Origin of the sequence: Staphylococcus sp. HMSC077D08 (assembly GCF_001837945.1) — a bacterium.
Taxonomy (GTDB): domain Bacteria; phylum Bacillota; class Bacilli; order Staphylococcales; family Staphylococcaceae; genus Staphylococcus; species Staphylococcus epidermidis.
The window spans coordinates 59,940-72,337 of sequence record NZ_KV834758.1 but is presented as its reverse complement, the minus strand read 5'-3'; the positions used below and the strand labels follow the sequence as shown (position 1 = coordinate 72,337).

At 30.5% G+C, this 12,398-nt stretch carries 11 protein-coding genes and 1 pseudogene; 8 read left to right on the top strand and 4 right to left on the bottom strand.

What is annotated here, in order from left to right; genetic code table 11:
- Window positions 1–370: 370 nt before the first annotated feature.
- From HMPREF2663_RS04030 to HMPREF2663_RS04020, 3 genes are all read right to left on the bottom strand, one after another.
- Entirely contained in the window at window positions 371–1,876 is a 1,506-nt protein-coding gene (locus HMPREF2663_RS04030; protein WP_002476205.1) for a peptide MFS transporter, read from the bottom strand.
- A 281-nt stretch (window positions 1,877–2,157) separates the two neighbouring features.
- Window positions 2,158–2,658 carry a preQ(1) synthase gene (gene queF, locus HMPREF2663_RS04025; RefSeq protein WP_002468857.1) on the bottom strand — a complete coding sequence of 167 codons (501 nt, stop codon included), beginning with the start codon at window positions 2,656–2,658 and terminating at the stop codon, window positions 2,158–2,160.
- A gap of 13 nt (window positions 2,659–2,671) precedes the next feature.
- Window positions 2,672–3,547 (bottom strand): DMT family transporter, encoded by an 876-nt coding sequence (locus HMPREF2663_RS04020; RefSeq protein ID WP_002445920.1) that lies wholly within the window; start codon window positions 3,545–3,547, stop codon window positions 2,672–2,674.
- A 752-nt stretch (window positions 3,548–4,299) separates the two neighbouring features.
- Here HMPREF2663_RS04020 and nrdI point away from each other — a divergent pair.
- The 8 genes and pseudogenes from nrdI (at window position 4,300) to HMPREF2663_RS03980 (ending at window position 11,916) form a co-directional block, all read left to right on the top strand.
- On the top strand, window positions 4,300–4,698 hold the full coding sequence (nrdI, locus tag HMPREF2663_RS04015) for a class Ib ribonucleoside-diphosphate reductase assembly flavoprotein NrdI (protein WP_001829589.1): 399 nt from the start codon (window positions 4,300–4,302) through the stop codon (window positions 4,696–4,698).
- A complete protein-coding gene (gene nrdE / locus HMPREF2663_RS04010; protein ID WP_002457603.1) occupies window positions 4,661–6,766 on the top strand; it encodes a class 1b ribonucleoside-diphosphate reductase subunit alpha in 2,106 nt (701 codons plus the stop codon). Before nrdI ends, nrdE begins: the two co-directional genes overlap by 38 nt.
- Window positions 6,767–6,884: 118 nt before the next feature.
- A complete protein-coding gene (nrdF, locus tag HMPREF2663_RS04005; protein ID WP_001829597.1) occupies window positions 6,885–7,853 on the top strand; it encodes a class 1b ribonucleoside-diphosphate reductase subunit beta in 969 nt (322 codons plus the stop codon).
- Window positions 7,828–8,084 (top strand): annotated as a pseudogene (locus HMPREF2663_RS04000) (hypothetical protein). The gene nrdF and the pseudogene HMPREF2663_RS04000 overlap by 26 nt, the downstream one beginning before the upstream one ends.
- Window positions 8,085–8,099: 15 nt before the next feature.
- The gene (locus tag HMPREF2663_RS03995) at window positions 8,100–9,074 is read left to right on the top strand and encodes an ABC transporter permease (RefSeq protein ID WP_002491228.1); all 975 of its coding nucleotides are present in this window, start codon (window positions 8,100–8,102) and stop codon (window positions 9,072–9,074) included.
- Window positions 9,058–10,017 (top strand): iron chelate uptake ABC transporter family permease subunit, encoded by a 960-nt coding sequence (locus tag HMPREF2663_RS03990; protein WP_070845837.1) that lies wholly within the window; start codon window positions 9,058–9,060, stop codon window positions 10,015–10,017. Before HMPREF2663_RS03995 ends, HMPREF2663_RS03990 begins: the two co-directional genes overlap by 17 nt.
- On the top strand, window positions 10,014–10,793 hold the full coding sequence (locus HMPREF2663_RS03985) for an iron ABC transporter ATP-binding protein (RefSeq protein WP_001829596.1): 780 nt from the start codon (window positions 10,014–10,016) through the stop codon (window positions 10,791–10,793). The genes HMPREF2663_RS03990 and HMPREF2663_RS03985 overlap by 4 nt, the downstream gene beginning before the upstream one ends.
- A gap of 79 nt (window positions 10,794–10,872) precedes the next feature.
- The gene (locus HMPREF2663_RS03980; protein ID WP_070592661.1) at window positions 10,873–11,916 is read left to right on the top strand and encodes a ferrated catecholamine ABC transporter substrate-binding lipoprotein SstD; all 1,044 of its coding nucleotides are present in this window, start codon (window positions 10,873–10,875) and stop codon (window positions 11,914–11,916) included.
- A 150-nt stretch (window positions 11,917–12,066) separates the two neighbouring features.
- Here HMPREF2663_RS03980 and HMPREF2663_RS03975 read toward each other — a convergent pair whose 3' ends face one another.
- Complete coding sequence (locus HMPREF2663_RS03975; protein ID WP_001829567.1) at window positions 12,067–12,381, bottom strand: CHY zinc finger protein; 315 nt, start codon at window positions 12,379–12,381, stop codon at window positions 12,067–12,069.
- Window positions 12,382–12,398 lie beyond the last annotated feature (17 nt).

Genomic DNA, 12,398 nt, shown 5'->3' with positions numbered 1-12,398 from the left:
TCAGTATCGGGAATTGTTTCAACAATATCATTATGGGGATAAGGACTGAAGTTTCAATCTGGTAGAGTGAGTTAAGCCTCTTTATACATAAGGCACCTCGTTAATTTAGTTTAGTGATGTTTATTAAATTATACGAAAGGGCCTTATTTTTAAAGTATTTCGATGTAAAATTACATATAAACGCAAAGTATTTTGGCGAGACTCTTGAGAGAACAGGACAAGCTGAAGGCTACAGGATGAAGTTGTCCTCTAAGAAAGCCGGCCAACAATACGAAGTATTATAAATAAAAAGCCAGTAAATGAATTTATAAAAACTCATTTACTGGCTATTTTTCTAGGAATTACATTCTATCTCATTTTAGTCAAATGATTAGCGAATACCTTTCATTGCTTTAGAAATCTTAGGAATAAACGCTAATATAATTAACGTAATCACGGTTGCAACAACACCTAGGAAGATAAAGTAATTGGTTTGACCAAGTGGTTTAATTAATTTAACTAATGTCCCGTTAATGGCCTGAGCTGAAGCGTTAGTTAATAACCAAAGACTCATCATTTGTGCGTTAAATGCCTTAGGTGCTAATTTAACTGCTGCACTACTACCAGTTGGAGAGAGACAAAGCTCACCAATAACACAGATAACGTATGAAAGAATAACCCAGTTAACTGAGAATTGTGTATCCCCGTAGATATAACCGATTGCTCCCATCAGTATGTAAGATGCGCCTGCTAAAATAGTACCAATTGCAAACTTAATAGGTAGGCTAGGTTGTTTTTTTCCTAGCTTTTGCCATAAAAGAGTAACAACGGGTGCAAATAATAAAATAAATAATGGGTTAATAGTTTGGAAAATAGCTTCACCAAAATGTGTTTTCCAACCAAATAAATTTAATTTCATATCAGAGTTTTCAATACCATAGATATTTAATACATTAGATCCCTGTTCTTGAATTGACCAAAATAACATACCTAAAATGAATAATGGAATAAATGCTTTTACTCTTGATCTTTCAGTATCAGTAACTTCTTTACTTCTAATCATTGTTGTAAAGTAAATGATTGGTAAAGCAATACCTAAAATTAAAACAGTATTACTGATTAGATTAAATGATAGCGTATGTGTAAAGTAAGCAATCATAAGGATTAATACTATTGCTATAACAACGATTCCGATGATTGTTCCATACTTTTTCTTTTCAGAAGAAGATAATGGGTTCGTCGGTTTCATACCGATACTACCTAAAGTTTTACGGTTAAATAATAAGTACCAAACTAATCCAAGAGCCATTCCTATTGCTGCAATCAAGAAGCCACCATGGAAATTTCTAATATCAATATAGTGTTGTAAAATAATTGGTGAAACGAGTGCACCCATGTTCACTGACATATAGAAGATAACAAATCCAGCATCCATACGTACGTCGTTTTCGGGATAGAGTCTACCAACAATATTTGAAATGTTTGGTTTCATTAAACCTGATCCTACAATAATAAAGAACATAGAAGTGAATAAACCAACCATTGCAAAAGGAAGGCTTAAACATATGTGACCTATAATAATTAATATAGCTCCGATTAGTGTGGCACCTCGGGTACCTGTAATTCTATCAGCTATCCAGCCACCTGGAATTGAAGACATATAAATTAATGATCCATATACAGACATGATAGACATGGCTGTTGTTTTGTCCATTCCAAGTCCGTTTTCCTGGAGTGCAAAATACATATAAAAAATAAGCATTGCTCTCATTCCGTAATAGCTGAATCTCTCCCAAAATTCTACGAAAAAGAGAACGCCTAATCCTTTTGGATGTCCGAAGAATCCATGTTGTGGTATATCTTGAACTGCTTGTTCATGGGACTTATTTGAAGTCATAAATCATCCCAACCTTTCTTGCCCAAATCACCTTATTAAATTGTTTTAAGGTGATTTTACTATTGTGATAAAAAAATTTCAATAATTTTCAAAAAATTTAAAAAAGAAAATTCTATCAATTGATATAATTTGTAACATTTAATCCGATGATATAATTTCAATAATTTTATTACTATATTTATTCAATGACGCGCTATATATAAAATACGCTTTAATGAAGTAAAGTGCAACAAAAATCTCTACCATCAAATATAACAGTAGAGATTTTTATGAAATACATATTAACGATTATCTATTTTTTCTGGATACATGTCATGATTCATTAATCGATGTTCAGCCATTTTTTCATATTTTGTATTAGGACGACCATAATTCGTGTAAGGATCTATGGAAATGCCACCTCTTGGAGTAAATTTACCCCAAACTTCAATATAGTGTGGGTCCATTAAATTAATTAAATCATTCATAATAATATTCATACAATCTTCGTGAAAATCTCCGTGGTTTCTAAAACTAAATAAATATAACTTTAATGATTTAGATTCCACCATCTTGATATTAGGGATATACGAAATATAAATTGTCGCAAAATCTGGTTGACCCGTAATAGGGCATAGTGATGTGAATTCTGGACAATTAAACTTAACAAAATAATCACGACCTTGATGCTTATTATCAAAAGTTTCTAAAACTTCCGGTCTATAATCAAATTCATAAGTGTTATTTTGATTGCCTAATAAAGTAATATCTTTTAATTCATCTTTTTGACGTCCTTGTGTCAATTTTCTAGCTCCTTTAATTATTTTGATTTAGAGTTGTTTCTCGTCTTGCTTTATCAAACATATAGTAACTTGCTCCGATAATGACAATATATCCTACTGTTGCAAGCATATCAGGTGATTCTCCAAATAGAATAAATCCAAATAATGCAGTAAATATTATAGATGCATATGTGAAGATGGAGATATCTTTTGCTGGAGCAAAACTATAAGCTAATGTTATACCAATTTGTCCTACAGCTGCTGATAATCCAGCGCCGAGTAAGAAAAGAATTTGAATTGTTGTCATAGGTGTATAAGTAAATATTGAAAAAGGTATAAGCACTACAACTGAGAATAATGAAAAATAAAACACTATCGTATAAGGTTTTTCACGAGTGCTGAGTGCTCTAACACATGTGTAGGCAGATGCTGCAAAAATACCTGATAGTAATCCTGCTATTGAAGGAATAACTGATGATGAAAATTCTGGTTTAACAATTAAAAGCATCCCTAGTATTGCAATAATCATCGCCGTAATTTGATATTTTCGTACCTTTTCATGTAAAAAAATTAAACTAAGAACAATTGTCCAAAAAGGATTTAATTTCATTAATGTATCAGCATCACTTAATACCATGTGATCAATTGCGTAGATATTAAGTAAGACACCGATTAATCCAAGTGTTGAACGTGAGATGAGTAGGGGTTGACTACTTAATTTTCCAAACATAGGTTGTCTATATTTATAAATAAAAAATAATGGTATAAACATGGCTACAAAATTTCTAGCTAAAGATTTTTGAAAGACTGGTAAATCACCGGCCAATCTAAAAAAGACTGACATAAAACTAAAACCCACAGCTGAAATCAATATAGCAATAATACCTTTAACTTTCGGATTCAATATCATCGCCTCAATATTATATGATTAACGACATTATATTAGCATATAAACTTTAACTATGCATAAGTTCTTGAAAATTCAATGAAAACGAGCTATAATAAAAATCGAACAAACGTTCGTGTTCGAAGTTGTTATAACTGTTGTGCAATTTAATAAAAAGCTAGAATCATGTTTTAATAAATGTAATTTATATCTGTTATTGTAGAAATTTACGTAACTATTCATTTAACTCTATATGTCTAATTTCAATAGAAAAGCAAGTAAAGACACTCAAAAAAATTTTTTATTTTAAAATAATGACACTAAACTCGTAGTGATGCACTTTCCAAATGATAGGTTGTTACTGCCACTAATTTTTAACTTTCATTAGTGATATGAGTTATGTATAATGAAACACAGAATATAGTATTAAATCAGAAGCGCAAACACTATATATAGTGTTTGACTGAGAATCTAACGTTGTAGCATTTAATCATTTTAATGCAATTTGACACTACTTGTATCTCGGGAATATTGCAATTATAGTAAAATCCTACTAAAAAGATAATTTATCATGTAGTGCAAATTTAAGTTTTAACCACTATATATTGTGGTTATTTATATATTTTAAACGCTATTTACAGATTGAAAAAATTTTACGTAAAAGTAACTATTTTCAACTGTTTTTATAAGTAGATGATTTAAATTATATTAAAGATATTTAATCATTTCTAATCTACTTTTAGCAGAATCAATGGTTGACGAAAGAAGGTGATCCAATGAAAGTAGTATATTATTCATTTTCTGGTAATGTTAGACGATTTATTAGTCGTGCTGGTATTAAAGATACATTTGAAATTACTCAAGATAATTGTAACGAATCAGTTAATGAACCCTACATTTTAGTTACTGGCACTATTGGATTTGGAGAGGTGCCGCAGCCGGTTCAATCTTTTTTAAATGTAAATCATACTCAGTTACAAGCTGTTGCTGCGAGTGGAAATCGAAATTGGGGACAAAATTTCGCTAAAGCCGGCCATACAATTTCTGAGGAATATAAAGTTCCATTAATGATGAAGTTTGAAGTACAAGGGACAAATAAAGACATTATTGAATTTAAGGATAAGGTGGGCAATTTCAATGAAAACCATGGAAGAAAAGAAATACAATCATATTGAATTAAATAATGAAGTGACCAAGAGAAAAGACAATGGTTTCTTTAATTTAGAGAAAGATCAAGAAGCATTGAAGGTGTATCTTGAAGAAATCCATGATAAAATGATTTCCTTTGATGATGAAATCGAAAGACTTCATTATCTTGTTGACAATAATTTTTATTTTAATGTTTTCGAAAAATATAGTGAAGCAGAATTAAGTGAAATTACTGAATACGCAAAATCAATTCACTTCCAATTTGCTAGTTATATGTCGGCAAGTAAGTTTTATAAAGATTATGCTTTAAAAACGAATGATAAAACTAAGTTTCTTGAGGATTATAATCAGCACGTCGCAATCGTTGCACTTTATTTAGCGAATGGTAATGTTAAACAAGCTAAACAATTTATTTCTGCAATGGTGGAACAACGCTATCAACCGGCGACACCAACATTCTTGAATGCAGGTAGAGCAAGACGTGGAGAACTTGTTTCATGTTTCTTATTAGAAGTAGACGATAGCTTAAATTCTATCAATTTCATTGATTCAACTGCAAAACAACTTAGTAAAATTGGTGGTGGTGTGGCCATTAATTTATCTAAACTTCGTGCACGTGGAGAAGCAATTAAAGGAATTAAAGGTGTAGCTAAAGGTGTTTTACCTGTTGCTAAGGCACTTGAAGGTGGATTTAGTTATGCAGATCAATTAGGACAACGTCCTGGCGCTGGGGCAGTGTACTTAAATATTTTCCATTACGATGTTGAAGAGTTTTTAGATACTAAGAAAGTGAATGCTGATGAAGATTTACGTTTATCTACTATTTCGACTGGTCTTATTGTGCCTTCTAAATTCTTTGATTTGGCAAAAGAGGGTAAAGATTTCTATATGTTTGCACCTCATACAGTTAAACAAGAATACGGTGTGACTTTAGATGATATTGATTTAGAAAAATATTACGATGATATGGTTGCAAACCCTAATATCGAGAAAAAGAAAAAAGACGCGCGTGAAATGTTAAATATGATTGCTCAAACACAATTACAATCTGGTTATCCATATCTTATGTTTAAAGATAATGCAAACAAAGTACATGCAAATTCAAATATTGGGCAAATTAAAATGAGTAATTTATGTACTGAAATTTTCCAATTACAAGAGACATCAGTAATCAACGATTATGGAACTGAAGATGAAATTAAAAGAGATATTTCATGTAACTTAGGTTCGTTGAATATCGTGAATGTTATGGAATCAGGTAAATTTAGAGATTCTGTGTTCACAGGTATGGATGCTCTTACAGTTGTAAGTGATGAAGCAAATATTCAAAATGCACCAGGCGTAAAAAAAGCGAATAGTGAACTACATTCTGTTGGACTAGGAGTAATGAACTTACATGGATATCTAGCTAAAAATAAAATTGGCTATGAATCTGAAGAAGCGAAAGACTTTGCTAATATATTCTTTATGATTATGAACTATTATTCCATCGAACGTTCAATGGAAATTGCGAAAGAGCGTGGAGAAAAGTATCAAGACTTTGAGCAATCAGACTATGCAAATGGTAAATATTTTGAATTCTATACATCTCAAGAATTTGAACCGAAATTTGAAAAGGTTCGTCAACTTTTTGATGGTATCGATATACCTACTTCAAATGATTGGAAAGAACTGCAAAATAAAGTAGAACAATATGGACTTTATCACGCTTATAGATTAGCTATTGCTCCGACTCAAAGTATTTCTTATGTTCAAAATGCGACAAGTTCTGTTATGCCTATTGTTGACCAAATTGAACGTCGTACGTATGGAAATGCGGAAACATTTTATCCAATGCCATTTTTATCACCAGAAACAATGTGGTATTACAAATCAGCATTTAATACTGATCAAATGAAACTTATTGATCTAGTAGCTACAATTCAAACTCACGTCGACCAAGGTATTTCAACGATACTTTACGTTAATTCAGAAATTTCAACACGTGAGCTTTCAAGATTATATGTCTATGCACACCATAAAGGGCTTAAATCTTTATACTATACACGTAATAAATTATTAAGTGTGGAAGAATGTACAAGTTGTGCAATTTAATTAATTAAGTTGTAAATATTTTAGGGTAGAGTGATGAATCGATGTATTTCTTTAAATTATAGATTTACATTGGTTCAAAACTCTTTATTTTATACATAAATATGACAGGAGGATTTTAATGAAGGCGGTAAATTGGAACACCCAAGAAGATATGACTAATATGTTCTGGCGGCAAAATATCTCACAAATGTGGGTGGAAACAGAATTTAAAGTATCAAAAGATATAGCAAGTTGGAAAACATTAACAGATTCAGAGAAAAATACTTTTAAAAAAGCGCTTGCAGGTTTAACAGGTTTAGATACACATCAAGCTGATGATGGTATGCCATTAATCATGCTTCATACTACTGATTTAAGAAAGAAAGCTGTTTATTCATTTATGGCTATGATGGAACAAATCCATGCGAAAAGTTATTCTCATATCTTCACTACATTATTACCATCTAGCGAAACCAATTATTTATTGGATACTTGGGTTATTGAGGAGCCACATTTAAAATATAAATCAGATAAAATTGTAGAAAATTACCACAAACTTTGGGGTAAAGAAGCATCGATTTATGATCAATATATTGCTCGTGTTTCTAGTGTGTTCTTAGAAACATTTCTATTCTATTCTGGCTTCTATTATCCATTATATCTCGCAGGACAAGGAAAAATGACTACGTCAGGTGAAATTATACGTAAGATACTTTTAGATGAATCTATACATGGCGTGTTCACAGGTTTAGATGCACAAAGTCTGCGTAATGAGTTATCTGAAAGTGAGAAACAAAAAGCTGATCAAGAAATGTATAAATTATTAAATGAACTTTATGATAATGAAGTTTCATATACACATTTATTATATGATGATATTGGCCTTGCTGAAGATGTATTAAATTATGTACGATATAATGGAAATAAAGCATTATCGAATTTAGGTTTTGAACCATATTTCGAAGAAAGAGAGTTTAATCCTATTATTGAAAATGCCCTAGATACATCTACAAAGAACCACGATTTCTTCTCTGTTAAAGGTGATGGCTATACATTGGCTTTAAATGTTGAGCCTCTTCGTGATGAAGACTTTGTTTTTGATAATTAGTATAGTACTTTTAAAGAGATTCCTATTAAAATTAGTAGGAATCTCTTTTTTTATGAAAGTTGGTATTATAAAATATTCTGATGAATTATTACTGCTGGATAAAACATTTATAAAATTTCTAAAAAATATGAAAAACTATTGAAAAAAGAAAATAGAGTCTATAATATTGATGTTAATGATAATCATTATCATTACTTTCGTATATTGACCTTATACATCTTTAATATTTAGCAAGGAGAATAACTAGTGAAATTTATTTTTAAAGGTTATACCTTATTTATTTTATTAGTGATTTTAACTATTGTCTCTTTATTTATAGGGGTGAGTCAACTCTCTCTAATAGATATTTTCCATTTAAGTGATGAACAAATGAACATTTTGTTTTCGAGTCGAATTCCCAGAACAGTTAGTATTCTACTTTCAGGTAGTTCACTAGCTTTATCAGGATTAATTATGCAACAGATGATGCAAAATAAATTTGTAAGCCCAACGACTGCTGGCACTATGGAGTGGGCAAAATTAGGTATTTTATTGTCATTGTTGTTCTTTCCTAATGGTCACATTTTAATCAAATTATTATTTGCTGTTGTCCTAAGTATTGTTGGAACGTTTCTATTTGTCCAATTAATTAATCTTATCCGTGCGAAAGATGTAATCTTTGTTCCACTTTTAGGCATTATGATTGGTGGCATTTTATCCAGTTTTACTACATTTGTAGCGTTGAGAACCAACGCTTTACAAAGTATTGGGAACTGGTTAACTGGTAACTTTGCAGTTATAACGAGTGGTCGTTTTGAGGTGTTGTATCTTACAATACCATTACTTATTTTGGCATTTGTATTTGCAAATCATTTTACTATTGCAGGTATGGGAAAAGACTTTAGTCATAATTTAGGTGTAAGTTATGAAAAAATCATTAAAATAGCATTATTCATAACAGCAACGCTAACAGCATTAGTTGTTGTTACTGTTGGAACATTACCATTTTTAGGTTTAATCGTACCGAATATCATATCTATCTATAGAGGCGATCATTTGAAAAATGCATTACCACATACACTTATGCTCGGTGCAATTTTTGTTTTAATTGCTGATATTATTGGTAGAATAATTGTTTACCCTTACGAAATTAATATTGGATTGACGATAGGTGTATTTGGCACAATTATTTTCCTAATCTTGCTGATGAAAGGTAGGAAAAATTATGCAAATGAGCACTAGTAAAAAAATAAGTATACTGGTCGTTATGGCAATTTGTATGTCAATTTTTTATTTATTGGTAGGTTTAGATTTTGATATATTTGAATATCAATTCCAAAGCCGTTTCAAAAAATTTATTCTTATATTATTAGTAGGAGCAGCGATAGGAACGTCCGTAGTTATTTTCCAATCTATTACTACGAATAGATTGTTAACTCCTTCTATTATGGGACTTGATTCTGTGTATTTATTTGTCAAAGTCTTACCTATTTTTATTTTAGGTGAACAAGCAACCGTGGTTACAAATATCTATCTTAATTTTTTAATCACTTTGATTGCAATGGTGCTTTTTTCATTGCTGCTATTTCAAGTTATATTTAAACTAGGTCACTTTTCAGTCTACTTCATATTACTAGTTGGTGTAATATTAGGAACTTTCTTCCGTAGTATTACAAGTTTTCTCCAACTTATAATGAATCCTGAATCTTTTTTAGCAGTTCAAAATGTTATGTTTGCTAGCTTTGAAGCATCAAATTCTAAATTAGTAACTGTTTCAGGCATATTATTAGTTATCTTAATAATGGTTACAATAATACTTCGACCATATTTAGATGTTCTTTTGTTAGGTAGAGCACAAGCAATTAATCTAGGTGTTTCTTATGAAAATATGACGCGTATGTTTCTTATTTTGGTTGCTCTACTCGTCTCTATATCTACTGCATTAATAGGTCCTGTAACATTTCTTGGCTTATTAACTGTCAACTTAGCACACGAATTTATGAAGACCTATGAACACAAATTTATCTTACCGGCAACAATATTATTCAGCTGGATTAGTTTATTTATAGCGCAATGGGTAGTTGAAAATCTATTCGAAGCAACAACTGAATTCAGTTTGATAGTAGATTTAGTTGGTGGAAGTTACTTCATATATTTGCTTGTCAAAAGGAGAAATGCAAATTGATTCAAATTCGAAATTTAGATAAAACGATAGACAATAAACCTATTTTAAAAGATATTAGCGTAGATATTAAAAAGGGAAAATTGACTTCACTCATAGGGCCTAACGGTGCTGGTAAGAGTACATTATTATCTGCTATCAGTCGCTTATTTAGTTATGAGAATGGTTCAATTTTGATTGAAGACAAAGAAATTTCAGAATATAAAACTGACGATTTAGCTAAAAAATTAAGTATTTTAAAACAATCTAATCACACTGATATGAACATAACTATCGAGCAACTAGTTAAATTTGGTCGTTTTCCATATTCAAAAGGTCGAATGAAGCAAGAAGACTATGACAAAGTGGAATATGCTCTCGACTTATTACAGCTTAATGAAATTAAACATCGTAATATTAAAACACTATCTGGAGGTCAGCGACAACGTGCATATATTGCTATGACTATAGCACAAGATACTGATTATATATTATTAGACGAGCCTTTAAATAATTTAGATATGAAACATTCAGTACAGATTATGCAAACGTTACGAGATTTATGTCGTCAGTTAAATAAAACAATCATTATCGTATTACATGATATCAACTTTGCTTCTTGTTATTCAGACGACATCATTGCGCTTAAACAAGGTGAGCTAGTTAAAGCTGATGATAAAGATAATGTTATTCAGTCTGACATTTTAAAAAGTTTATATGAAATGGAAGTACGTATAGAAGAGATAAGGGGACAACGTATTTGTCTATATTATGATGAAACTACTTTTGACTCAGTTTAATAATTAAAATTGAGACTCATAGTAAAAGAGGTTATCCATACGAAAAAGAAATTATAAATTTGATTAGGGAGTTGCACATATGAAAAAAACAGTCTTATTTTTATTATTGTCTCTAGTTTTAGTTTTAACGGCTTGTAATAATAGTTCGAATAATAATTCAACTTCGAAAAAAAATAATAGTGATTCTAAAGAAACTGTAACAATCAAGAATAGTTTTGAAACAAGTGGTAAAGAAAATAATGGCAGTGATAAGAAAAAAATCTCTAATACTGTCAAGGTACCAAAGAATCCTAAAAATGCCGTTGTGTTAGATTATGGGGCACTTGATGTGTTGAAAGAATTAGGTGTGGCTGATAAAGTAAAAGGCTTACCTAAAGGTGAAAATAACCAATCTTTACCTAATTTTTTAGATGAATTTAAAGATGATAAGTATATTAATACTGGAAATCTAAAAGAAGTGAATTTTGATAAAGTTGCATCAGCTAAACCAGATGTGATTTTTATTTCAGGAAGAACAGCCAATCAGAAAAATTTAGATGAATTTAAAAAAGCTGCACCAAAAGCTAAAGTCGTATATGTAGGTACAAGTGATGACAACTTAATTAAAGATATGAAAAGAAATACAGAAAATTTAGGGAAAATCTACGATAAAGAAGATAAAGCTAAAAAAATTAATAAAGATTTAGATAGAAAAATATCTGATATGAAAGATAAAACTAAAGACTTTAATAAGAAAGTAATGTATTTATTGGTTAACGAAGGTGAACTATCAACATATGGACCGGGAGGAAGATTTGGTGGTTTAGTGTTTGATACATTAGGATTTAAACCTGCAGATAAAAAGGTTAGCAAAAGCCCACATGGTCAAAATATAAATAATGAATATATTAATAAGCAGAATCCAGATGTTATTTTAGCTATGGATCGTGGTTCAGTTGTAGGTGGTAAAGCAACAACTAATCAAGTTTTAAAAAATAAAGTTATAAAAAATGTAAAAGCAGTAAAAAGTAATCATATTTACGAATTAGATCCAAAACTATGGTATTTCTCTTCAGGATCTTCAACGACAACTATCAAACAAATTGATGAATTAAATGAAGTAGTAGAGAAAGTTGAAAAATAATCTTATAATAAGAGAAAATCAACCATGGTATAAGAAGAAAACTTTAAATACATGAATAGAATGTTGATATAAGAAGAGCTCCTAAAACGAATTTTTAAATAAAATTCACTTTAGGAGCTCAAATATTTCAAAAACTTTGTAACAAGTTATTTATACTTCAAAATATAAATGATAATGAAATTTACAACGACTGTTAAAATGCGCTTTACAACGGGGACACATTTCTACCATCATATAGTCACGAATACGCATCTCATGTTTACAAACACCACACATAATAGCTTTTTCATCAAACTCATTTTCAGCCCATCTTTCAATTGTATGAGATACGTGTTCATTATGACATTTATAACACGGATAATATTTGTTGCAACATTTAAATTTAATGGCAATAACATCTAAAGATGAGTAATAATGTGTACATCGTGTTTCATTATCTATGAGTGATCCATAAACCTTTGCCAATGATGTGCCCTCCTTGA

Coding starts and splice junctions, on each gene's coding strand:
- HMPREF2663_RS04020 (WP_002445920.1), bottom strand. CDS start 3,547: ATGATATTGAATCCGAAAGTTAAAGGTATTATTGCTATATTGATTTCA.
- HMPREF2663_RS03980 (WP_070592661.1), top strand. CDS start 10,873: ATGAAAAAAACAGTCTTATTTTTATTATTGTCTCTAGTTTTAGTTTTA.
- nrdI (WP_001829589.1), top strand. CDS start 4,300: ATGAAAGTAGTATATTATTCATTTTCTGGTAATGTTAGACGATTTATT.
- nrdE (WP_002457603.1), top strand. CDS start 4,661: ATGAAAACCATGGAAGAAAAGAAATACAATCATATTGAATTAAATAAT.
- nrdF (WP_001829597.1), top strand. CDS start 6,885: ATGAAGGCGGTAAATTGGAACACCCAAGAAGATATGACTAATATGTTC.
- HMPREF2663_RS04030 (WP_002476205.1), bottom strand. CDS start 1,876: ATGACTTCAAATAAGTCCCATGAACAAGCAGTTCAAGATATACCACAA.
- HMPREF2663_RS03990 (WP_070845837.1), top strand. CDS start 9,058: ATGCAAATGAGCACTAGTAAAAAAATAAGTATACTGGTCGTTATGGCA.